The sequence below is a fragment of the Litorivivens sp. genome (genome assembly GCF_057445395.1).
This window is the reverse complement of sequence record NZ_JBVBUV010000013.1, coordinates 20,849-42,769: the sequence shown is the minus strand read 5'-3', so window position 1 is coordinate 42,769 and position 21,921 is coordinate 20,849. Positions and strand designations below refer to the sequence as shown.

The following is a 21,921-nucleotide window of genomic DNA, read 5'->3' as shown; positions in this document are numbered from 1 at the left end:
TTACTTCAGTTCTACACGGCGGTTTTGTGACCAGGCAGATTCGCCTTGACCAAACGCCAGCGGACGCTCTTCACCGTAGCTAACGGTTTCGATGCGGTAGCGAGAGATGCCGTTCAGCACCATGTAGTCTGCAACCGCCTGCGCACGACGCTCGCCCAGTGCGATGTTGTACTCGCGAGTACCGCGCTCGTCAGCATGGCCTTCCAGACGGATCGTGCCAACTGAATCTTTCAGGAATGCAATTTGCGCATCCAGTGCCTGGCGTGCGTCGTAAGTCAGAGTTGAAGAGTCAAATTCGAAGTAAAAAACTGTTTTCAGTTTTTTCATCGCTTCTTCGCGATCAATCTCTGCCTGAGACTTTGCAGGCTTAGCGACAGAACCGTCAAAACCGGACAGCGACTGTCCGCTATCAACTTCCCCGCCTTCTTCAACATCGGTGCTAGAACAAGCCGCCAGCAATACAGCCGCGAACACCACACCCAACACCTTCAATTTTTTGATTTCCATGGACTTCCTCTGTTTCTCAACGAATGTATTGCCTAGACAATGACACACCCTTCAGGGTTGACAGGATGTGTCGGTTTTCGACTACTGTCAACGAAAACTCGTGAAGTAGCCGAGATTTACCATAAAAACTACTGCAAGAACGGCGACCAAGCCGGCTCTCTAACATCTCCATAATTGGACGGCAGCCGATAGTGCACATTGCCATCTACTGACACCGCCGCCAACACGCCTTGCCCCTGATATTTGGTGGCATAAAGCAGGATGGTATTGTTCGGTGCCATACTCGGCGACTCGTCCATCGTGGTCTCGGTCAGGATGGAAACACGATTGCGCTTCAAATCCTGCACCGCTATATGGAACTTACCATCTACGCGGTGCACCATCACGATGCCCTGACCACCTTCCATCACTCTTCCGCGGGCATTGTAATCACCCTCGAAAGTCACGCGCTGAACCCGCCCCGAGCCGAGTTCAACCCGGTAAATCTGTGGTTTGCCACCCCGATCCGAAGTAAATATCAGCGAATCGTTGTCAATCCAGTCCGGCTCTGTATCAATCGCGAAGTGATTGGTCACTCGCTTCAGTGCCTTTGTTGCAAGATCCATCACGTAGATCTCCGGGTTCCCGTCTTTGGACAATACCATCGCCATCGACTTACCGTCCGGCGACCAAACCGGGCCGCCGTTGATACCCGAGAAGTTCGTGAGCTGGACGCGCTGAGCCGTATCCAGGTTATGCAGGTATATCGCTGGACGCGTTGTCTCAAACGACACATACGCAATCAACCTGCCATTCGGGGCCCAAGTCGGTGCGAGTATCGGCTCTTTCTGTTCCAGCAGCACCTGCTCACGCGCCCCGTCGATATCGCTCATTACCAGGCGGAAGAGCTGCTCATTCCCTTGCAATCTGCGCGCAGAAACATACAGCAGTTTTGTGGCAAACGCGCCTTTGATGTTTGTGATTTTTTCATATATTCGGTTGCTTATGGCGTGGGCGATGTCGCGCGTGTTCGCCCGGCCACCCCGCTCCTCGCCGGTCAGCAATTTGCGCTGAAGGTTTACATCAAACAGGCTGTATTCCACCACAAACCCGCCCGACTCGCTGGTACGCGTTTTACCGATGACCAGATAATCCACCCCAATGGAGCGCCAGTCGCGGTAGTACACCTCCTGCTCGGTCTTTGGCTGGGCCAGCATGTCTGCCGGCGGCATGGGCTGAAACTGCCCGGTTCGGTGCAGATCGGAGCCGACGATTGTGGCTATATCCTCCGGCATAACCACACCCGGCTCCCAGCCAAATGGCACAATGGCGATAGACACAGGTTTATCACTGCCCCGGGTAATTTCAATGGTCAGCCCCGCATGCGCGAGGGAACTGAACAGCAGCACACAGGCCAGCAACACTCTCATCGCCGTAAATCCTCCGGTCGAAATTCAAAAATAAATGTTTCGAAATACTGTTTGAAAACCTGGTAGTCCTGGATCTCCTGAAGCTCAGGAAACCCTCCTACCTTTTGCACCGCACGTACAGCAGAACGATCAAATGCCGTATCGCCGCTGCTTTCTATTACCTGTACATCGATCACTTCGCCGGTACGGATCAGCTTAATTCGAAGTTTAACCCGCATCCCATTACGTGCACTCGGCGGCCGACTCCATGCCATGCTTACCGCGCGCGCGATCCTCGCCTCATAGCTTGCAGCCACCTGCCGATTTTCCTGGGCCTCAAGCAAAGCCTCATCTTCGGACAGGGCATTCATCAATTCCCGCTGCTGCTGTTCACGACGTTCCCGCTCAGCTTTTTCCGCCGCCTCCTTCTTGCGCTTCGCCTCCTCATCCACCTTGGGCTTGGGGTCAGGTTTTGGCGTTGGCTTGGGTTCTGGCTTCGGGGCGGGTTTGGGCTCCGGCTTTGGCTCCGGCTTTGGCTCCGGCTTGGGCTCCGGTTTGGGCTCGGGTTTCGGCTTCGGCGCTGGCTTAGGTTTCGGCTTTTCCAGCACCACCAGCTCAGCATTCACAAAGGTGGGCATCGGGCGCGTCAGCAGCTTGTCTTCAGGTGAAGGCAAGCCAAAAATGAGCAGCATGATACCCAAACCATGCATTAACAGCGTTATCAGAAGCGGCAGAAAGAAAGAGCGCCACATGACTATCGTGGGTTCTCGGTAACCAGGCCGACAGAGGGGGCTCCAGCGCCTTGCAGAGCCGCCATCAAGGTTACCACCTCGCCATAACGAACCGCTTGATCACCCCAGACCAGCACCTTGGTCTCCGGCTTTTGTTTCATGACCTTACGCACGCGCTCGGCGATATCTTCGAGCGGCCGCGCCTTTTCGGAGTCACCCATATTAATATAGAGGCTACCGTCCGCCTTGACCGATACGATTAGCGGCTCATCATCCTGCTCACCCATAGGTTCAGCCGGCGCCTTGGGCAGCTCAACCTGAACGCCCTGCATCAGCAGTGGCGCGGTCACCATAAACACAATGAGCAGAACCAACATAACGTCGATATAAGGTACGACATTCATGTCCGCCATTGGCTTACGTTTCTTACGCGAAGCTTTCATGGCTTAAACCTCAGCGGCTGTGTACCTGACGGTACAGGAGACTGGAAAATTCTTCGGCAAAGGTCTGGTATTTGTTTTCCAGCGAGTCAGCCTTGGCAGAAAAGCGGTTAAAGGCCACAACGGCTGGAATTGCCGCAAACAGGCCCATCGCTGTGGCGACCAGCGCCTCAGAGATACCTGGAGCGACTACCGCCAACGTTGCCTGATGCATAGTCGCCAAGCCCTGGAATGAACCCATGATGCCCCACACAGTTCCTAACAGACCAACATAGGGGCTAGTGGAGCCCACCGTTGCCAAGAAAGGCAGGTTCTGCTCAAGGCTGTCATCTTCTCTGGACATAGCCACACGCATGGCTCGCTCTGCGCCATCCATGATCACCTCCGGGCTGGCGTTCTTGCGTCGCAGGCGGCTGTATTCTTTGAAGCCCGACCGGAAAATGCTCTCGATACCAATCGCACGGTAGCCTTTTTCCGCCTTGCCGGAGCCTTCCTGATAGAGCTCACCCAGATCAACACCAGACCAGAATTGCTGCTCAAACTGCCGGTAAGCCCGTTCTGCTGCACTAAAGTAGGACCAACGCTGGACGATGATGAACCAGGACACCACCGATGCCAGCACCAGAATGCCCATAATGCACTGTACAAACAGGCTGGCATTCAGAATCAGATCCATTATCGTCAGTTCGTGGTTCACTTTATTCTCCGTTGTCCAATCGCGCGCGCATATCAGCAGGAATTCTGCGGGGTTTCAAGCTCTGTCGATCAACACAGGCCACCTGAACCGTACCATTACACAAAAATTCAGCACCACGTCTCACTGTCTGTTCGAAGGTGAGCGTGACACCTCGCACCTCAGAGACTGCGGCCGTGACGAGAAGTTCATCATCGAGGGTGGCAGGCTTCAGATACTTGATCGAGGTCTCAGTCACCACAAACATACTGTCATGACTGAAGATGGCTGTTTTACCGTAGCCAGCCGCGCGCATCAATTCGGTGCGGGCTCGCTCCATAAATTTGAGGTAGTTAACGTAGTAGACAATTCCACCGGCGTCAGTATCTTCGATATAAACCCTGACCGGCAGGGAATATTCACGCATTAATCCTCACCCCGTCTATCAGACAGCGGGAGTTGATCCTGCGACTGCGGCAACTTGAGCCCGAAATGACGGTAGGCGCTCTGGGTCACCATACGACCCCGTGGAGTACGCACAATATAGCCCTGCTGTATCAGATAGGGCTCCAACACATCTTCGATGGTGCCGCGCTCTTCGCTTATGGCCGCAGCAAGCGAATCCACCCCCACCGGGCCACCATCAAACCTCTCAATCATGGCCATCAGCAAGCGGCGGTCAAGGCGGTCGAACCCCAGCGCGTCCACCTTCAGCATATCCAGCGCACGGTCTGCTATAGCGCTGTCGATAAAACCGTTACCTTTTACTTCTGCATAGTCGCGCACCCGTCGCAGTAGCCGGTTGACGATACGCGGGGTGCCCCGCGCGCGGCGTGCAATTTCAAGCGCACCTTCATCGTCAATGCCAATGCCGAGAATACCCGCCGAGCGCTTGACGATGTGGGTCAGATCTTTCACCTGATAGAACTCAAGACGCTGCACGATGCCAAAACGATCACGCAGCGGCGAGGTCAGAAGCCCCGCACGAGTGGTGGCCCCGACCAGCGTAAACGGCGGCAAATCAAGTTTGATGGAGCGTGCTGCCGGTCCTTCGCCAATCATGATATCGAGCTGGTAGTCCTCCATCGCCGGGTATAACACCTCTTCCACGTGGGGGCTGAGACGATGAATCTCGTCGATAAAGAGCACGTCGCCCGGCTCAAGGTTGGTCATCAGTGCCGCCAGGTCACCCGCCTTTTCCAGTACAGGTCCTGAGGTGGTTTTCAGGGAAACCCCCATTTCATTAGCCAAAATGGACGCCAGCGTGGTTTTACCCAGGCCTGGCGGGCCAAATATCAGGGTGTGGTCGAGGGGCTCACTGCGCTTGCGGGCGGCGCTGACAAAGATTTCCATTTGCTCGCGCACGGCTTCCTGACCGACATAGTCCACCAGGGTTTTCGGGCGAATAGCGCGATCCAAGTTTTCTTCTTGGGGATCTTGCTGTTCGGGCGCTATTAGTCGGTCTGTTTCTATCATGGTATTCGCTGGGACACTGCTTCACTGAAACACGGGTTGCGGCAAGTGGCATTATCCCTCACCCCGGCCCTCTCCCCAAAGGAGAGGAGTTATTTGCTAATCATAGCCTTCAAGGCCTGACGAATTAAGTCTTCCACCACAAGACCGTCGCCGTCCACCGCGGCAATGGCGCGGGCGGCTTCCTGGGGTTTGTAGCCCAGAGCAATCAGGGCCTCTTCAGCCTCGCTGGCGGCATCCACCTTCAATGCCGCAGGCATCGCAGTCGATGCACCTGCCGCCGGCTCATAGTCTTTCAGCTTGTCGCGCATTTCTATCACCAGGCGCTCGGCTGTCTTCTTGCCAACCCCGGGCAATTTCACCAACGAGGCCGCATCACCCGCCAGCACCAGCGCTACAAACTCGCCAACATCCACCCCAGACAGCACTGTTAGCGCCAGCTTGGGGCCAACGCCGTTCACCTTGATAAGGTCGCGAAACAGGGCGCGACTAGAGTGATCGATAAAGCCAAATAATTGCTGGGCATCTTCGCGAACAACGTGGTGTGTTAGCAGAGTCGTTTCGGCACCCACCTCAGGCAATTGGTAGAGCGTGGTCATGGGCACCAGCACCTCGTAGCCAACGCCAGCGCAATCCACCAGAATTTCAGGTGCGCGCTTTTCAATCAGGGTTCCACGGATCCGACCTATCATTTACCTTCCTTACGACAAACGCCCACGGCGCATACGGCCGCGCACCGTCGGCTGATTCAATTTATTCACGCTGTGCTGACTGTGGGCATGACACAGGGCAGCTGCCAGCGCATCTGCCGCATCTTCCTGCGGGGCCGCCGGCAGCGACAATAGCGTCTTTACCATATGCTGCACCTGTTCTTTATTGGCAGCGCCAGTACCGACCACCGATTGTTTGATCTGGCGGGCAGTGTACTCGGCGACCGGCAAATTGCGGCTGACACAGGCGGTTACTGCCGCACCGCGCGCCTGACCAAGCTTGAGCGCGCTACCCGCACTTTTCGCCATAAATACTTCTTCCACCGCCACTTCGGTGGGGCGGTGCTCGGTCACAATCTCGGAAATACATTCGAAAATAACTTTCAGACGGGCAGGCAGGGGGCCAACGGGCAGGCGGATCACGCCGCTGCTGATATAGGTGTGCTTGCTGCCCTCACAGGCAATCAGGCCAAACCCGGTTTTTACTGAGCCGGGGTCTATCCCCAGAATAATGCGCATTGCCACCGCCTGCGACAGCCGGCCTTTTAGCAGGCCCGCCTTGATTATAACTATGCAGGGAAGTGTATCAGGAAAGCGCTTCCAGCACTGCTTCAGGGATATCGGCGTTGGTATAGACGTTTTGCACGTCATCGAGATCTTCGAGCATATCAATCAGCCCGAGAATGGTTTCTGCGCCACTCTGATCAAGCTCGACCGTGGTCGATGGCTGCATCGTCACCTCGGCATTGGCCGGCTCAAATCCCGCTGCAACAATCGCGTCTTTGACCGCCGTGAAATCTTCCCAAGGCGTGTAAAGGTCGACAGAGCCATCATCATTGGTCACCAGATCATCGGCACCGGCTTCCAGAGCGGCTTCCATCAGTGCATCTTCGTCCACACCGGGCTCAAAGCTTATTTGACCAACGCGACTGAAAAGGTAGGCAACCGATCCATCTGTCCCCAAGTTGCCCCCGCGCTTGCTGAAGGCGTGGCGCACTTCTGCGACAGTCCGGTTGCGGTTATCGGTCATACATTCAACCAATACCGCCACACCTCCAGCACCATAACCTTCATAGGTCACTTCTTCGTAGTTGCTGTCATCACCATCACCGGTACCGCGAGCTATTGCTTTCTCGATGGTGTCTTTCTTCATGTTGGCGGCCAGAGCCTTGTCCATCACCGCGCGCAGCCGGGGGTTATCCTCCGGCAAGCCGCCGCCCAGTTTGGCGGCAACCACAATTTCACGAATGATCTTAGTAAAGACCTTGCCCCGCTTGGCGTCCTGAGCTGCCTTACGGTGCTTGATATTGGCCCATTTACTGTGACCCGCCATGGTTTACCCCTGTTTTTCCTCAGTTTTGCGCAGACGGATATTAAGCTCGGTGAGCTGCTTGCTTTCCACCGTGCCGGGGGCGTCGGTCATCAGACAGGCCGCCGTCTGGGTTTTCGGGAAGGCAATGACGTCGCGAATCGATTTTGCACCGGTCATCAACATGACGATGCGATCAAGACCAAAGGCCAAGCCACCATGAGGCGGACAACCGTATTTCAGGGCATCCAGCAAGAAGCCAAACTTCTCGTCAGCCTCTTCCTTGCCAATACCCAGAATGCGGAATACCGCCTGCTGCATGTCGCTTTTATGAATACGAATGGAGCCGCCGCCCAACTCTGTGCCGTTCAACACCAGATCATAGGCTTTTGACAGGGCTGCACCGGGATCTGCTTCCAGCGCCTCTGGCGTGCAGGTTGGCGCAGTAAACGGATGATGCAGCGAGGTCCAGTTGCCGTTGCCGTCTTCCTCGAACATCGGGAAGTCCACCACCCACAGCGGCGCCCACTCGCGCTCGATCATGTTCAGATCTTCGCCCAGCTTTACGCGCAGCGCGCCCAGAGCCTCGTTAACCACGCTGGTTTTATCGGCACCGAAGAACACGATATCACCGTCGGCTACCGCCAGACGCTCCATCATCTGCAACACGATGTCGTCCGGCATGAACTTAAGAATTGGCGACTGCAGGCCTTCAACACCCTTGGCCAGCTCGTTCACTTTGATCCAGGCCAAACCTTTGGCGCCGTATATACCGACAAATTTGGTGTATTCGTCAATTTCCTTGCGCGAGAGCTTGGCACCGCCAGCCACTTTCAGGGCGCAGACGCGACCCTTGGGATCATTGGCCGGGCCATTAAAGACCTTGAAGTCCACCTGCTTCATCAAGTCTTCAACGTCGGTCAGCTCCAACGGAATGCGTAAATCCGGGCGATCACTGCCGAAGCGCTACATAGCTTCAGCGTATGTCATACGCGGCAGCTCACCCAGGTCCACGTTCAATACCTGCTGGAACAGCTCACGGATCATGCCTTCGGTGATGGCCATGATCTCGTCCTGATCCATAAAGGAGGTTTCCAGGTCGATCTGGGTGAATTCTGGCTGGCGATCAGCGCGAAGATCTTCGTCGCGGAAGCATTTGGCAATCTGGTAATAGCGGTCCATCCCCGCCACCATCAGCAGCTGCTTGAACAGTTGTGGCGACTGGGGCAGCGCAAAAAATTTGCCCGCATGGGTACGGCTTGGCACCAGATAGTCGCGAGCACCTTCAGGTGTAGCGCGCGTCAGGATCGGTGTTTCAATATCGAGAAAACCGTTACCGTCCAGGTAATTGCGCAGAATCGAGGTGATGCGCGAACGCAGGCGCAATTTGTCAGCGATATCGTTACGGCGCAGGTCGAGGAAACGGTAGCGCAAACGCACGTCTTCACCCACATCAGTGTGCGTATCAAGCTGGAACGGAGGTGTTTCAGAGGCATTGAGGATCTCAAGCTCCTTACCCAGCACCTCTATCTCGCCCGTACCCATATTGGGGTTCACAGTGCTCTCGGTACGGGCCCGTACCCGGCCTTTCACCTGCAACACGTATTCGCTGCGAACCTTGTCGGCCCGCTGGAAATGCTCTTCGGTATCGGGGTCAAACACCACCTGCACGATGCCATCGCGATCCCGCAGATCCAGGAAGATTACGCCGCCGTGGTCCCGGCGCCGATCTACCCAACCGCATAAGGTAACTTCCTGATCAATATCTTCCTTGCGGAGAGTACCGCAATAATGGCTTCGCATTCGTTCTGTCCTGTTTGAGTCTGTTTTGCCAGCAATTAGCTGGCGTCGGTGCTGCTGCCACTGGAGGCACCGGCACTACTACCCGAACTATCGCCGGCTATGTTCTTGCGATTACCGGATTTGAAGTCGGTTTCATACCAGCCACCACCCTTCAGGCGGAACGCTGGCGCAGAAATGCACTTTTTCAAGGCTGGTTTATTGCATTGAGGGCAATCCACCAACGGGTCATCGCTCATTTTCTGGATTGCTTCCAGCTCGTGAGCGCAGTCATCACACTTATATTCATAAATTGGCATAACGAGGTCCTCGCTACTTCAATGGGCTTATGGGGGAGGATGCCCCAAAAATGGACGCGGATTATACCGTAAACAACAGGGAGGGATAAATGCCGGAGTGAATCAGGGGGAGAAGCCGGCCCCGAGGGGCCGGCAATCAATCAGGAGGCGTACTCTTTCAGCTTCTTCAGAGGGCGCACTTTCACAGCAATGCTGGCAGGCTTAGCTTTGAAGGTGGTCTCTTCACCAGTGAAGGGGTTGATACCCTTGCGCGCCTTGCGGGCAGGTTTCTTCACGGTTACCACTTTCATCAAACCGGGCACAGTAAACTCACCCAAGCCTTTTTTGGACACGCTGCGAGCAATCAGAGATTCCAGCTCGTCCATCACCGCAGATACCTGCTTGCGATTCAGTTCGGTAGCTGTAGCAATCTCATTGAGAATCTGACTCTTGGTCATTTTCTCTTTGATTGGTCCAGTCGCTTTCTTGGGAGCCTTCGCAGCTACCTTTTTAGCGGGTGCTTTTTTAGCAGCTACCTTCTTGGCAGGTGCTTTTTTAGCAACAGCCTTTTTCTTGGCCGGTGCTTTCTTCTTGGGAGCAGCTTTCTTCGCCATATGTGAACTTTCCGTTTTGTTGTTTGAGTAGGTTTTCCCGACAGGTCGTTAGGCCTTCATACTGGGTGCTATCTGGTGATTTCACACTGCATATATAGAGCCTGCCGAAGATATAAGCCATCCCGCACTGCAATACAAGGGTTTTTCGGAAAAAAAGGATTAAATTTTGAGCTATTTGCGTCTAATAAGCGCCGTTCACAGCAGCGTTTGAAAAAACACTGCTCAATTTCAGTCAAACAGGGCTTTTTGCAACGCAGCCACACGCTCCTTCATTTCATCTGTTGAATAAGGCTTTGCAGGCACGACACCCCACACCGGTTTTGGCCAAGCGGCATCGTCGGTAAAGCGGGCAATATGATGCAAGTGCAATTGCGGAACCATATTACCCAATGCCGCTATATTCATTTTTTCAGCGTTAAATAGCGCCGACATACGCTCAGCAACGCGACTCGACTCCATCTGTAATTGCTGCTGGTCCGCATCCGACATTTCATAGATTTCCCGCAAATTGTCGCGCCGAGGCACCAGAATCACCCACGGATAATGGGCATCATTCATCAACAATACCCGGCACAATTCCAAGTCACCCAGCACTACCGTGTCGGCAGCCAATCGCTCATCCAGTTGAAACATCTCATCTCCTGCTGGTCAGCCCCTAACAATCGCATAGGGGAAGCGTGTAAAATGCGGCAAATTTATCCAGCAAGGCTAAGAGTCCCATGCGAGCCAGTCAATTTCTTATTGCCACCCAAAAGGAAACCCCTGCCGACGCAGAGGTTATCAGCCACCAACTTATGCTGCGCGCGGGACTTATTCGCAAGCTCGCTTCCGGGCTGTATACCTGGCTGCCGGCCGGCCTTCGGGTACTACAAAAGGTCGAAGCCATCATCCGCGAAGAGATGAACCGCAGTGGCGCACTGGAAGTGCTAATGCCCGTGGTGCAACCTTCTGAACTCTGGGAAGACTCGGGGCGCTGGCAGCAATACGGCCCGGAATTGCTGCGAATTAAAGACCGCCACGACCGCGATTTCTGCCTGGGACCAACACATGAAGAGGTCATCACGCACCTGGTGGCCAACGAAATCCGCAGCTATAAACAGCTGCCCATTAACCTCTATCAGATTCAAACCAAATTCCGCGACGAGATTCGCCCCCGCTTTGGCGTCATGCGCTCGCGCGAATTCATCATGAAAGACGCCTATTCCTTCCATCTGGACCAGGCATCACTGGTAGATACCTACGAACTGATGTACCGCACGTACTGCGCCATATTCGATCGGATTGGCCTGGATTTTCGCCCGGTTATTGCTGACAACGGCTCAATCGGGGGCACCGGCTCCCACGAATTTCACGTACTGGCCGATTCCGGAGAAGACGATATCGCTTTCTCCGACAGCAGCGATTATGCCGCCAATATCGAAATGGCCGAGGCGGTAGCTCTGGGTGAGCGCACAACACCGGGCCAAGAGCTGAGCAAGGTATCGACTCCAGCAGTAAAAACCATTGAGGAGGTTTGCAAAGCACTGGTAGTGGAAGCCTCTCGCACAGTGAAAACGCTGCTGGTCAAAGGGGTTAACGACGAAGGTGAAGCAGCGGGGCTGGTAGCGCTGGTACTGCGCGGCGATCATCAACTCAATGAGGTCAAAGCCGAGAAAATGCCCGGCGTACTGGCTCCGCTCACGATGGCCAGCGAAGAAGATATAAAGAAAACGCTTGGTTGCAGCGCCGGTTCGATCGGCCCCATTGGTTTATCAATGCCGGTCATTGTTGATCGCAGCGCCGCTACCCTGACCGACTTTGTCTGCGGTGCCAACGAGGATGACTATCACTACACTGGGGCCAACTGGGAACGCGACTGCGCACTGCCACAAACAGCCGACATCCGTAATGTTGAAGCCGGTGATCCGAGCCCGGACGGCAAAGGCACGCTATCGATCAAGCGCGGTATCGAAGTAGGGCACATATTCCAGCTGGGCTTGAAGTATTCCGAAGCTTTAAACGCCAAAGTACTGGATGAGTCCGGTAAAGAATCGACCGTGACCATGGGCTGCTACGGTATTGGCGTGACCCGCGTTGTCGCCGCCGCCATCGAACAGAACCACGATGCTCAGGGCATTATCTGGCCAGACGCCATTGCCCCCTTCCAGCTGGCACTCGTGCCGCTGAATATGCAGAAATCCGAACAGGTAAAAGAGACGACCGAAAAGCTCTACCAGGAACTCAGCGCTGCCGGTATCGACGTGTTGATGGACGATCGCAATGAACGCCCCGGCGTGAAGTTTGCCGACATCGAACTGATGGGCATTCCCCACCGCATCGTTATTGGCGATCGCGGTTTGGAAAAAGGTACACTGGAATACCGCCATCGCCGCGCCGATGCTAACGAGGATGTAAGCCTGACCAATGTTGTTAGCTTTATTAAGGAAAAACTGGCTGCTGCGTAGCCGCTCCTTGTCCAGACTGTTTCTGACGCTTGTACTGGCACTAACAGGGGCCGCGCAGGCGCAGATATCACCGGACACACAGGAAGGCGCTGAGCTACGCGCCTTCCTGCTAGATACCATCAACGAAGCCAGTAGCTTCAAAGACCGCTTCGACGCAGAAGTCTGGCTGCTGGATATGTCGGGCCGCCTCGAACGCTTCATCGACGATCCCCAACACCGCCTGGATCTGCTGCGCGCAGTGCACCAGGAAGCGCAGGCAGCCAATCTGAAACCGGACCTGGTACTGGCGTTGATCGAAGTGGAAAGTGCGTTTGACCGGTTCGCCGTGTCCAGCGCTGGCGCCCAGGGCCTGATGCAGGTAATGCCCTTCTGGAAAAACGAAATTGGTCGCCCCGAAGACAACCTCACCGATCCCTACACCAATTTGCGCTATGGCTGCCGGATTCTGCAATTCTATGTGGAAAAGGAAAAAGGTAACCTGATGCATGCGCTGGCACGCTATAACGGCAGCTATGGAAAATACTGGTATCCACGGCGCGTAATGGACGCCTGGGACCGTCGCTGGCGTGCGGGAAATTTGTAACTTGTGATAGACAGCTAGCGTTCGCGGGTCAGGAGCACTAGCTACGAGCCAGTGCGCCTACCCCTGAAATTCATAACGCCAACTATGGCCTTCCAGCCAACAGCGATTGCGCGCGCCCGGTACTGACCCATCGCCAATTTCGTATCCCGCATCTCCGGCGTAGAGCATACAGATTGTGTCATCCACGCTGGTCATTCGCGGCTCAATATAAGGCACCTGGCGCTGCTGATAGAAGGCTGCTGCCTCAGCGGTGGTGCGGCAGGCGGCCAATTCAGTCAGGGTAACAATGGTCGGAGGCAGCATCTTCAGTTCACCCGCCCGGTGGTCGTCAATCGCCTGAGACGGCGCACACCAACGATAGGCATCGATCTCTTGGTTATCTACCACGATTTCGCCGACTGACTGAGCACTGAGAAAAAACCAGGTAGAAAAACGCTTTTTAGACACCTCCGGTGCATCAGGTGTTGTCCAGTGAGAAATGAGTTGCAGCGACTCAGGCGCGACTTTAATGCCTGCTTCTTCCTGCGTCTCTCGCACAGCAGCCGCACGGGCCGCAATTTCTTCGTTATCACAGCTGGCATCCTGCTTTTCCACCACCCCACCGGGAAATACCCACGCCCCCTTTCCGCTTTTGCTTTTACGACGCAGCAGCAGGGTTTCAAGTGTGTTGGCCTGCTCGCGCAGCAATACCAATGTCGCAGCAGGTCGAATCAGGGGCTTATCAGTCATGCGTTTGCAGCTCCGCCATTCAATACCGCCAGAAACTCGGCGGGTTCAGGTCTTACACGGTAATTATCAGTCAGGTCACAATAAAGAATGCGACCCTCTTCATCGGTCATGATCACGGTGGGAAGCACCGTATCGGCCCCGTAGCCTCCGACACCAGCAGCAATGCCGTTTCGATGGAAGATATCCAGTGTCTTGGCTGCTCGAGCATTACGATCCACGCAAAACTGCATGGGCGCATCAAACTTTTGAGCCAATTCGCGGGTTTTCTTGTGGGGCTGAGGGCTGACCATCACAACCGTCACCCCAAGCTGCTCCAGCTCGCGGTATTGCCCAGCGATTTCTTTAATCTGGGCAACACACAAAGGGCACCAGTTGCCCCGATAAAACAGCAGCAACAGCTTACGGCCTAGGAATTTGCTGGAAGATATCGCATTGCCCTCAATATCCTCCAACTCGAACGCCGGAAGTTTCTCACCTCTAACCAGCACGCGATTAGGATCGCGCCCTAGGCGGGAATACCAGAACACATAGGCGACCACACCAACCACGCCGAGCAACCAGACATAAATCATGGCCAGTGCCGGCCGCTCGCCCAATAAGCTGATCACTGCAGCCAACGCAACCGCCCCGAGCTGCCAGGGCATCAGCGCTGAAGTACGCGCACGGGAAAATACGCCGAGGTAAATCATAAAGCCCAGCATGGGCCAAAGCGCCAGTGCCGCGCCATACCAGGCAGGGTCTGCCGGCTGCTGCGCAACGAGCACCCACAGCACATGTGCACTGCTTAACATGCAAGCGAGTAGATAAGGCACTACAAAATAGCGTTTCAGCGAATGCATCGGCCAGCCCCTATTATCGTTATGGGTTCATTATTCCCGACTGTGCGGGCTATTGCCAATTGTCTGCGGCGCCGCTGCGCGCCGCAGACATCCCCAATATGCCGGACTATTGAGGGAAGTAGCGGCTGATGGTATCCACCACACAGGCGGGTTTATCCTGCCCTTCTATCTCAACGGTAACGCGCACCACCGACTGAATACCGCCTTTTACTTCGTCGACCGACACCAGCTCACCACTGCCCCGGACTTTGGAGCCGACAGGCACCGGAGACGGAAAGCGGATTTTTTCGCAGCCGACATTCACGCCCATGGAAATCCCCTGCACATCGATGATTTCTGGCAGAAACTGGTTCACCAGCGACAGGGTCAGATAGCCATGCGCGATACATTTACCGAAAGGCCCGTCCTTGGCGCGCTCTGGATCAACGTGAATCCACTGGTGATCACCGGTTGCTTCGGCAAAAAGGTTGATGCGATTCTGGTCAATCTCCAGCCAGTTGCTGTAACCAAGATGTTCGCCAGCGGCGGCCTTCAGGTCGGCCGGGTGTTTGAAAACTCTGGTCATGCTCCCTTCCTATATGCTGTTTTTCAGATGGGCAGCACTATAACACCGGCACCTAATAGCGAATATCGTCCGTTTTTGCCATTCCAGCCTAACAGCGGCACCGCCTCGCAATAGCGCGTACAATAGCCTGCGCAAGCGGTAATTAGTCGGTAAGCCTCCGGTAATGATCACCCCTGCTGACCGTGCTATAACGCACTGTATTAAAATGAATTTTTCCGAGAGCGTCCCGTGGGCCAATTGTTCAAGAGTTTTTTCATCTCAGCCGTTATCCTCGGCTTGGCCATAGCGGGCGCCGTGACCCTCTATCTAAACCGTCCGGAGCCGGCAAAAGTCGAGATCGAAGCGACGCCGCTGGTCGTAGACGTCGCCGAAGTAGTAAAGCAGGACGTACCCGTCTCGGTGTCATCCCAGGGCACCATTAGCCCACGGACCCAGACCATTCTCATCGCCGAAGTGGGCGGGCGGGTAGTGAAGGTTTCTCCCAAATTCAAAGCCGGTGGTTTTTTTGAAGCCGGCGACATGTTGCTGCAAATTGATGATCGCGACTACCGCGCAGAACTAAAACGCGCTGAAGCCGCTGTCGCCAGCGCCCGCAGCAACCTGGCGCTTGAAAAAGGGCGCGCCGAAGTGGCCTATCGCGATTGGCTCAAGTTTTCCAACGGTGTAAAACGCAATGGTGAAGCCGACGCACTGGCACAGCGCAAACCGCAACTGGCCGAAGCCCAAGCCAGACTCGATTCAGCTGAAGCCGACCTGATTCGCGCCCGGGATGATCTGGATCGCACGACCATTCGCCTGCCCTACGCGGGCATGGTTCAGCAAAAGCAGGTCGATATCGGTCAGTACGTCACGCTAGGCACCCAACTCGGCAAGACCTTCGCCGTCGATGTAGCAGAGGTTCGGCTGCCCATTCCAGACGACCGTCTCAACTATGTGAACCTGCCAGCCATCAACGGCGATCTCACAACAGCGCCCTCTGTCACCCTGAGTACAACGCAAGGTGATCAGATCCACGAATGGCAGGCACAACTGGTACGCACAGAGGGCGTTCTGGACGAACGCAGTCGAGTACTGTTCGCCGTGGCGGAAATCAATGATCCCTACGGCCTGAAAACCCCGCGTGAAGCACCGCTGCGGATAGGCACCTTCGTGCAGGCCAACATAGCCGGCAAGACCATCTCCGATATCGTCGTACTGCCCCGCCACATCCTTCGCACAGGCAACCAGGTGTGGGTAGTCGATGACAGTAACCGCCTCATCAACCGCCAGGTGAAGCTGCTCAGAACTGATGGCGCGCTGGCGTATATCTACCAGGGCCTGGAATCCGGTGAACGGGTCTCCCTCTCTTCTGCCCCCTTCGCCGTGGCTGGCACGCAGGTGCTACTGAATAGTTCGATCAAAACCAGCACCTTGCTCAGCGAAAAATCCGTCACGCGTGAGAAGCGCAGCGCAACCAATAAAGGCGTGTAACAATGGAAGGTATCGATACCCAGCGCGGTCTGATTGCCTGGTTCGCGCGCAACTCTGTGGCCGCCAATCTGCTGATGATCCTGATTTTCTGCACTGGCGGCGCCGCACTGCTCACGCTGCCCAAGGTCATGCAGCCAAAGTTTGAATCAGCCACCATCCAAATTACCGTACCCTACCCCGGCGCCTCTCCCGAAGAAGTCGAGCTGGGTATCGCGCTGAAAATCGAAGAATCCCTGAAAGACATTAATGACCTGGAAAAGGTTCAGACTGTCTCTCAGGAGTCGGTTGCAATGATCTCCCTGCGCGTGGACGAAGAAGCCGACATCGACAAGGTGCTAGACGAAGTCAAAAGCGCTGTCGACGGCATATCGTCTTTCCCGGCAGAAGCTGAAAAACCCATCATCAAGCATCTGGAGTTTCACGAACACGCGGCCAACATCCAGATATGGGGCAACCTTTCCGAACGAGATATGAAATCTCTGGTCGACCAGGTAAAAAACGAATTGTTGCAGCTGCCGGAAATTCGTGTCGCTGAAGTGTTTGGCGGCCGCAACTACGAAGTGTCAGTAGAAGTGCCCGAAGCAACCCTGCTGAAATACAACCTGACATTGGCCGATGTTGCCAGTGCGATTCGCAGCTCATCTCTCAACTTGCCCGGCGGCGCCATTAAAACCGATACCGGCGAGATCATGCTCCGCACCAAAGGTCAGGCCTACCAGCAGCACGAATTTGAGCGCATTCCATTAATCAACTTCCCGGACGGTACGCGGCTCACACTGGGCGACGTCGCCACCATTAACGACGGCTTTGAAGAATCCACCGGGTTTTCGCTGTTCGATGGCGGTTTCAGCATGGGCGTAACCGTGTACGCGGTTGGCGATCAAGACCTGCTGGAAGTTGCCAATGCTGCAAAAGCCTATGTAGAGCGCAAACGCAATCAGATGCCTCAGGGCGTCAATATCGACTACTGGGCCGACGCCACCTATTACCTGGAAGGCCGGCTGTCCATGATGCTGAAAAACCTGGGCATGGGTGCGCTGCTGGTGTTTATCGTGCTCACGCTGTTTCTCGATATCAAACTGGCGTTCTGGGTCATGGTTGGTTTGCCGCTGTGCTTCCTCGGCACATTTGCCATGATGAGCACACCGATGATCGATATCAGCCTGAACATGATCAGTCTGTTCGGGTTTATATTGGTGTTAGGAATCGTGGTGGACGATGCCATTATTATCGGGGAGAGTGCCGGCAACTTTTCTGAAAAGTACGGCCATAGCACCGACTCGATTATCGCGGGTGCTAAGCGCGTAGCAACCCCGGCAACCTTTGGTGTATTGACGACCATCATGGCATTTTTGCCAACCTTGTTTGCCCAAGGGGTATTCGCGCCGTTCCCGGCCTCTTTCGGGTGGGTCGTTCTGTGCTGCCTGAGCTTTTCGCTTATCGAATCAAAGCTGATCCTGCCAGCGCATCTGATTCATTCCAAGCCTTCCAGCAAGGGGTTTTTCGCGCTGACTACCCGTCTGCAACAAACCTGTAATGGCATCCTGCAACGCTTTATTCGCACCATTTACCAGCCCTTCCTGATTCGCGCCATCGCCGCACGCTACATCACTACATCGGTATTTGTGGCGGCCATGATTCTCGCAGTCGGCCTGGTAGCAGGGGGGCTTGTTCGTCTGGTACTCCTGCCAGCACTGCCCAACGATTTTGTTCAGGCCTCACTGGAGATGGTAGAGGGCACCACCGAAGAACAGTTACTGGCCGGCTACCGTCAGTACGCCACCGCGCTTGAAGCGGTCAATAACGAATATATAGAAAACACCGGCAACCAGAATGGCCTGGTCAAACACGTCTTTGCCTATGCCTATGACGGTCGCTTTGTGAATTTCATGGCAGAGCTGACCAAAGCCGAAGAACGTACACTGCAAAGTGATGAACTATCCGAACTCTGGCGCGACAAGATCGGCAATGTGCCCGGCGCCCGGGTCATTTCGGTTTCAACCGCGCAAGATATGGGCGGCGGACAGGATGTTCAGTTCAAGCTGATCAGCAGCGACGACAACACCCTTAAAGCTGCGTCCAAAGAGTTTGCCGCCAAACTGGAAACCTACGACGGCGCCTACGATATTCGCAATAGCGCAGAAGTTTCGCAGGACGAAGTGGTGCTTACCACCAAACCCATGGCGGACTCCATTGGCATGACACTTTCAGATATTGCCACTCAGGTGCGACACGCCTTCTATGGCGTCGAGGCCCAGCGCATGCAGCGCGGTAACGATGAAGTCAAAGTGATGGTGCGTCTGCCCCGCGACGAACGTCGCGCCATTTCGGATCTGGAAAACCTCTACCTCAGCACCCGCAATGGCGAAACCATACCGTTCACGGTTCTTGCTAATGCTAACATCGAGCCCGGCTTTACCAAGGTTACTCGAATAGATGGCGAACGCGCAGTCACCGTCGGTGCGGCGGTCGATCGCAAATACGCCTCTCCCGACGACATCGCTAACGACCTGAAAGATAACTTTCTGCCACAGCTGACCCAGAAATACCCACGACTGAGTTTCAAGGTAGACGGCATGACGGAAGAATCCAACAAGGTCTTCGGCAGCCTGTTTGTCGGCATGGCGCTGGCATTGTTTGGCATCTATGCACTGCTTGCGGTGCCACTAAAATCCTATCTGCAGCCACTTATCATTATGGGTGTTATCCCCTTCGGCATTATCGGCGCACTGGTAGGCCACCTGGTGATGGGGCTACCCATCGATATGATGTCGTTTTTCGGCATTATTGCCCTGTCCGGCGTGGTCGTGAACGACAGCCTGATCATGGTGGATTTTATCAACCGTGCAATCGCCAATGGCACGCCCGTCATAGAAGCGGTAGTGCAATCCGGCACCCAGCGCTATCGCGCCATCATGCTCACGTCACTGACCACCTTTTTCGGTCTGGCGCCGATGCTGGCAGAAACCAGCGTGCAAGCGCAATTTATGATTCCGATGGCGGTATCACTTGGCTTTGGCATTATTTTCGCCACCGTAATCACACTGGTACTGATTCCCTGCCTCTACGTAATCCTTGAGGATGTCAAAACTCTGGGAACCAGGGAAGAGCCGCTGGAAGTGGAAACCGCTACCAGCTAAAACCCACACTTCCCTGGATAATGAGCCGCCACTAGCCTGCGGCTTTTTCTATCTGTCGCTTAATCCAGCGCCCCGCGTGGCCGCCGTCGCAATTGCCCGTGAGCTCAGCCGCGAGATCCGCAGCCGCTGACAGCTTCAGCAGATCGATACCCGTGTCAAAACCCATCTGATTGAGCATCAATACCACATCCTCTGTGGCCACATTGCCCGAGGCGCCCGGCGCGAACGGGCACCCACCCAGACCGCCAATAGACGCATCAAATTTGCGAATGCCACACTCCACGGCCGCATACACATCAGCAACCCCCATACCTCGAGTGTCATGGAAATGGCATGACAATTTTTCTGCGCCATAAGCAGCCACCAGTTTGGTCATCAGTGATTTCACCTGACCCGGGGAGGCCGCCCCAATGGTGTCGGCCAGTATCACTTCACTCGCACCATAGTCGAACAGTTTGCCGGTAATCTCGATCACTGCCTGTTCGTCGGCAATGCCTTCGAATGGACACTCCCAAGCAGTGGCAACGTAGGCAACCACATTTGCACCATCACACTTTGCCTGCGCTAGCACATCCTCACAAACGGCCAGCGCCTGTTCGGTAGTCATGCGCACGTTCTTTTCATTCATGGTATTGCTGGCCGCGATTACCAGCCCCATTGTGTTGATGCCTGCCGCCCTGGCAAGGTCGTAACCCTTGCGATTTGGGATCAATGCGGAGAAGCCAAACGCCTCACTAGAACTATCGCTGACAGGTAACTGAGCCGCCACCAGATCTGTTCCCGCCATCGCCGGCACTGCCTTGGGAGATACAAACGCGCCAACTTCAATATGGCGCACGCCCGCCTCTATCAGCTTTTCAATCAGCGCAACGCGTTCCTGCGGCGTAAGAATCTTTTCCTGGTTTTGCAGTCCATCACGTGGCCCTACGTCATTGATGATTATTTTTTCTTTCATCATTAACCAATCACCCCGCTCGCTTTCAGTTCAGCCGTACTGGCTTCGTCGTAACCCAGTACTTCACGCATCAGCTCATCAGTATTTTCACCGAGCAAAGGAGCCGGCTTATAACTCTCTTCATTGGTGCGTGACAGCTTGATTGGGCAACCCGGACCTTTGGTGGATTTGCCCGACGGGTGACCAAGTTCAACCACCATATTGCGATACTGCACCTGCTCATCTGCCAACGCCCGACTAAAGGTGTTTACCGGCGCCGCCGGGATACGCTTTTCGTTAAGCTTGGTCAGCCAGTTATCGGTGGTGTCCTGCTTGAAGATATCTGCCAGGGTAGAATCAATGTACGCTTTGTCGGCAAGGCGGCCGGGCTGGCCATCGTATTCAGGCTTATCGAACCCCGGACAGTTAACCACCTGTTTCAGATTTTGCCAGAAGTTGTCGGTAATCACGCAGATCACCAAGTGGCCATCGGCAGTGGGATAACTGTTGTAAGGCACATGAACAAAATGGCTGTTGCCTATCGGGTGAGGGTCATCACCTGACAGGAAATACATGGTCGCCATATAGTTAAGCAGCGAAATCTGCACATCCAGCATGGAAATATCAATGTGCTGCCCAACACCTGACCGGTCGCGCTCTACCAACGCGGCTAGCACACCCATAATGCCAAACATGCCACCACCGAGATCGCCAATGGGGATACCAGCACGCATGGGGTGAGCGGCATCTTCACCAGTAATGGACATGCCGCCGCCAAAGGCCTGCGCTACCTGGTCGAAGGCCGGACGCGTCGCGCCCGGTCCCTGCTCGCCAAAACCGGTAATCGAGCAGGTAATGATTTTCGGGTTGATCTTGGACAGGTGCTCGTAATCTATCTTCAGCTTGGATGGCACACCCGCGGCAAAATTATTGATCACCACATCAGACTTGGCCACTAGCTCATAAAACAGCTCCAGACCGCGCTCGGTTTTAAGATCCATCGACATCGTGCGCTTGTTGCGATTCAGCGTAATAAAATAAGCACCCATACCGTCGATGGAGTTTCGCGGATCGGTGGCGAGCAGTTTACGGGTACCTTCACCGGACAGCGGTTCCACCTTGATCATGTCTGCCCCGAGATCAGCCAGGGTCATGGTACAAAAGGGTCCGGACAGCATATGTGTCAGATCGAGGACGCGGATGCCCGCAAGTGGTTTGTTCATCAGTTTGCCCTTTCCTTACTATCAGGGTGTTCGGCGCTGGACTTGCCATGTAACGCCATAAAGATATAATG

At 54.9% G+C, this 21,921-nt stretch carries 22 protein-coding genes and 1 pseudogene; 4 read left to right on the top strand and 19 right to left on the bottom strand.

What is annotated here, in order from left to right; translation table 11 throughout:
- The 14 genes and pseudogenes from pal to AC222A_RS06120 all read right to left on the bottom strand — a co-directional run bounded on the left by pal (position 1) and on the right by AC222A_RS06120 (position 10,556).
- Entirely contained in the window at positions 1 to 507 is a 507-nt protein-coding gene (gene pal, locus AC222A_RS06185) for a peptidoglycan-associated lipoprotein Pal (protein ID WP_372749780.1), read from the bottom strand.
- A gap of 128 nt (positions 508 to 635) precedes the next feature.
- Positions 636 to 1,916 (bottom strand): Tol-Pal system beta propeller repeat protein TolB, encoded by a 1,281-nt coding sequence (gene tolB, locus AC222A_RS06180; RefSeq protein WP_372749779.1) that lies wholly within the window; start codon positions 1,914 to 1,916, stop codon positions 636 to 638.
- Positions 1,913 to 2,647 carry a cell envelope integrity protein TolA gene (gene tolA, locus AC222A_RS06175; RefSeq protein WP_486774750.1) on the bottom strand — a complete coding sequence of 245 codons (735 nt, stop codon included), beginning with the start codon at positions 2,645 to 2,647 and terminating at the stop codon, positions 1,913 to 1,915. The genes tolB and tolA overlap by 4 nt, the downstream gene beginning before the upstream one ends.
- Before the next feature lie 2 nt (positions 2,648 to 2,649).
- Positions 2,650 to 3,069 carry a protein TolR gene (gene tolR, locus AC222A_RS06170; RefSeq protein ID WP_372749777.1) on the bottom strand — a complete coding sequence of 140 codons (420 nt, stop codon included), beginning with the start codon at positions 3,067 to 3,069 and terminating at the stop codon, positions 2,650 to 2,652.
- Positions 3,070 to 3,079: 10 nt separating this feature from the next.
- Positions 3,080 to 3,763: a protein TolQ gene (gene tolQ, locus AC222A_RS06165; RefSeq protein WP_372782744.1), complete on the bottom strand. Its 684-nt coding sequence runs from the start codon at positions 3,761 to 3,763 to the stop codon at positions 3,080 to 3,082.
- Position 3,764: 1 nt separating this feature from the next.
- On the bottom strand, positions 3,765 to 4,166 hold the full coding sequence (gene ybgC / locus AC222A_RS06160) for a tol-pal system-associated acyl-CoA thioesterase (protein ID WP_372758608.1): 402 nt from the start codon (positions 4,164 to 4,166) through the stop codon (positions 3,765 to 3,767).
- The gene (gene ruvB / locus AC222A_RS06155) at positions 4,166 to 5,215 is read right to left on the bottom strand and encodes a Holliday junction branch migration DNA helicase RuvB (protein ID WP_372758609.1); all 1,050 of its coding nucleotides are present in this window, start codon (positions 5,213 to 5,215) and stop codon (positions 4,166 to 4,168) included. The genes ybgC and ruvB overlap by 1 nt, the downstream gene beginning before the upstream one ends.
- 89 nt (positions 5,216 to 5,304) lie before the next feature.
- Positions 5,305 to 5,904: a Holliday junction branch migration protein RuvA gene (ruvA, locus tag AC222A_RS06150; RefSeq protein WP_372750315.1), complete on the bottom strand. Its 600-nt coding sequence runs from the start codon at positions 5,902 to 5,904 to the stop codon at positions 5,305 to 5,307.
- A gap of 9 nt (positions 5,905 to 5,913) precedes the next feature.
- Positions 5,914 to 6,441, bottom strand: coding sequence for a crossover junction endodeoxyribonuclease RuvC (gene ruvC / locus AC222A_RS06145; RefSeq protein WP_372760409.1), 528 nt, complete (start codon positions 6,439 to 6,441; stop codon positions 5,914 to 5,916).
- Between the two features lie 67 nt (positions 6,442 to 6,508).
- A complete protein-coding gene (locus AC222A_RS06140; protein ID WP_372750313.1) occupies positions 6,509 to 7,255 on the bottom strand; it encodes a YebC/PmpR family DNA-binding transcriptional regulator in 747 nt (248 codons plus the stop codon).
- A gap of 3 nt (positions 7,256 to 7,258) precedes the next feature.
- A pseudogene (aspS, locus tag AC222A_RS06135) lies at positions 7,259 to 9,034 on the bottom strand (aspartate--tRNA ligase).
- 35 nt (positions 9,035 to 9,069) lie between these two features.
- A complete protein-coding gene (locus tag AC222A_RS06130; protein ID WP_372798192.1) occupies positions 9,070 to 9,330 on the bottom strand; it encodes an FmdB family zinc ribbon protein in 261 nt (86 codons plus the stop codon).
- 140 nt (positions 9,331 to 9,470) lie between these two features.
- A complete protein-coding gene (locus AC222A_RS06125) occupies positions 9,471 to 9,923 on the bottom strand; it encodes an HU family DNA-binding protein (protein WP_372749423.1) in 453 nt (150 codons plus the stop codon).
- Between the two features lie 228 nt (positions 9,924 to 10,151).
- On the bottom strand, positions 10,152 to 10,556 hold the full coding sequence (locus AC222A_RS06120; protein WP_372759440.1) for an HIT domain-containing protein: 405 nt from the start codon (positions 10,554 to 10,556) through the stop codon (positions 10,152 to 10,154).
- Positions 10,557 to 10,642: 86 nt separating this feature from the next.
- On the opposite strand from AC222A_RS06120, the gene AC222A_RS06115 reads away from it, so the two are divergent.
- Positions 10,643 to 12,367 carry a proline--tRNA ligase gene (locus AC222A_RS06115; protein ID WP_372759439.1) on the top strand — a complete coding sequence of 575 codons (1,725 nt, stop codon included), beginning with the start codon at positions 10,643 to 10,645 and terminating at the stop codon, positions 12,365 to 12,367.
- 7 nt (positions 12,368 to 12,374) lie between these two features.
- On the top strand, positions 12,375 to 12,950 hold the full coding sequence (locus AC222A_RS06110) for a lytic transglycosylase domain-containing protein (protein WP_372749426.1): 576 nt from the start codon (positions 12,375 to 12,377) through the stop codon (positions 12,948 to 12,950).
- 57 nt (positions 12,951 to 13,007) lie between these two features.
- On the opposite strand, the gene AC222A_RS06105 is transcribed toward AC222A_RS06110, so the two are convergent.
- The 3 genes from AC222A_RS06105 to AC222A_RS06095 form a co-directional block, all read right to left on the bottom strand.
- Positions 13,008 to 13,679 carry an NUDIX hydrolase gene (locus AC222A_RS06105; RefSeq protein ID WP_486774749.1) on the bottom strand — a complete coding sequence of 224 codons (672 nt, stop codon included), beginning with the start codon at positions 13,677 to 13,679 and terminating at the stop codon, positions 13,008 to 13,010.
- Positions 13,676 to 14,518: a peroxiredoxin family protein gene (locus AC222A_RS06100; RefSeq protein WP_486774748.1), complete on the bottom strand. Its 843-nt coding sequence runs from the start codon at positions 14,516 to 14,518 to the stop codon at positions 13,676 to 13,678. The genes AC222A_RS06105 and AC222A_RS06100 overlap by 4 nt, the downstream gene beginning before the upstream one ends.
- A gap of 106 nt (positions 14,519 to 14,624) precedes the next feature.
- Positions 14,625 to 15,083, bottom strand: a complete 459-nt coding sequence (locus AC222A_RS06095) for a MaoC family dehydratase (protein WP_372748424.1) — start codon at positions 15,081 to 15,083, stop codon at positions 14,625 to 14,627.
- Positions 15,084 to 15,311: 228 nt separating this feature from the next.
- On the opposite strand from AC222A_RS06095, the gene AC222A_RS06090 reads away from it, so the two are divergent.
- Complete coding sequence (locus AC222A_RS06090) at positions 15,312 to 16,553, top strand: efflux RND transporter periplasmic adaptor subunit (protein ID WP_372748423.1); 1,242 nt, start codon at positions 15,312 to 15,314, stop codon at positions 16,551 to 16,553.
- Between the two features lie 2 nt (positions 16,554 to 16,555).
- The gene (locus AC222A_RS06085) at positions 16,556 to 19,693 is read left to right on the top strand and encodes an efflux RND transporter permease subunit (RefSeq protein ID WP_486774747.1); all 3,138 of its coding nucleotides are present in this window, start codon (positions 16,556 to 16,558) and stop codon (positions 19,691 to 19,693) included.
- A gap of 31 nt (positions 19,694 to 19,724) precedes the next feature.
- Here AC222A_RS06085 and AC222A_RS06080 read toward each other — a convergent pair whose 3' ends face one another.
- Positions 19,725 to 20,651: a hydroxymethylglutaryl-CoA lyase gene (locus tag AC222A_RS06080; protein ID WP_486774746.1), complete on the bottom strand. Its 927-nt coding sequence runs from the start codon at positions 20,649 to 20,651 to the stop codon at positions 19,725 to 19,727.
- Positions 20,651 to 21,850, bottom strand: coding sequence for a CaiB/BaiF CoA transferase family protein (locus AC222A_RS06075; protein ID WP_486774745.1), 1,200 nt, complete (start codon positions 21,848 to 21,850; stop codon positions 20,651 to 20,653). The genes AC222A_RS06080 and AC222A_RS06075 overlap by 1 nt, the downstream gene beginning before the upstream one ends.
- Positions 21,851 to 21,921: the final 71 nt, after the last annotated feature.

Coding starts and splice junctions, on each gene's coding strand:
- AC222A_RS06130 (WP_372798192.1), bottom strand. CDS start 9,330: ATGCCAATTTATGAATATAAGTGTGATGACTGCGCTCACGAGCTGGAA.
- ruvC (WP_372760409.1), bottom strand. CDS start 6,441: ATGCGCATTATTCTGGGGATAGACCCCGGCTCAGTAAAAACCGGGTTT.
- tolR (WP_372749777.1), bottom strand. CDS start 3,069: ATGAAAGCTTCGCGTAAGAAACGTAAGCCAATGGCGGACATGAATGTC.
- AC222A_RS06085 (WP_486774747.1), top strand. CDS start 16,556: ATGGAAGGTATCGATACCCAGCGCGGTCTGATTGCCTGGTTCGCGCGC.
- AC222A_RS06120 (WP_372759440.1), bottom strand. CDS start 10,556: ATGTTTCAACTGGATGAGCGATTGGCTGCCGACACGGTAGTGCTGGGT.
- AC222A_RS06095 (WP_372748424.1), bottom strand. CDS start 15,083: ATGACCAGAGTTTTCAAACACCCGGCCGACCTGAAGGCCGCCGCTGGC.
- AC222A_RS06075 (WP_486774745.1), bottom strand. CDS start 21,850: ATGAACAAACCACTTGCGGGCATCCGCGTCCTCGATCTGACACATATG.
- AC222A_RS06100 (WP_486774748.1), bottom strand. CDS start 14,518: ATGCATTCGCTGAAACGCTATTTTGTAGTGCCTTATCTACTCGCTTGC.
- ybgC (WP_372758608.1), bottom strand. CDS start 4,166: ATGCGTGAATATTCCCTGCCGGTCAGGGTTTATATCGAAGATACTGAC.
- AC222A_RS06115 (WP_372759439.1), top strand. CDS start 10,643: ATGCGAGCCAGTCAATTTCTTATTGCCACCCAAAAGGAAACCCCTGCC.
- ruvA (WP_372750315.1), bottom strand. CDS start 5,904: ATGATAGGTCGGATCCGTGGAACCCTGATTGAAAAGCGCGCACCTGAA.
- AC222A_RS06140 (WP_372750313.1), bottom strand. CDS start 7,255: ATGGCGGGTCACAGTAAATGGGCCAATATCAAGCACCGTAAGGCAGCT.
- ruvB (WP_372758609.1), bottom strand. CDS start 5,215: ATGATAGAAACAGACCGACTAATAGCGCCCGAACAGCAAGATCCCCAA.
- tolA (WP_486774750.1), bottom strand. CDS start 2,647: ATGTGGCGCTCTTTCTTTCTGCCGCTTCTGATAACGCTGTTAATGCAT.
- AC222A_RS06125 (WP_372749423.1), bottom strand. CDS start 9,923: ATGGCGAAGAAAGCTGCTCCCAAGAAGAAAGCACCGGCCAAGAAAAAG.
- AC222A_RS06105 (WP_486774749.1), bottom strand. CDS start 13,679: ATGACTGATAAGCCCCTGATTCGACCTGCTGCGACATTGGTATTGCTG.
- pal (WP_372749780.1), bottom strand. CDS start 507: ATGGAAATCAAAAAATTGAAGGTGTTGGGTGTGGTGTTCGCGGCTGTA.
- AC222A_RS06080 (WP_486774746.1), bottom strand. CDS start 20,651: ATGATGAAAGAAAAAATAATCATCAATGACGTAGGGCCACGTGATGGA.
- tolB (WP_372749779.1), bottom strand. CDS start 1,916: ATGAGAGTGTTGCTGGCCTGTGTGCTGCTGTTCAGTTCCCTCGCGCAT.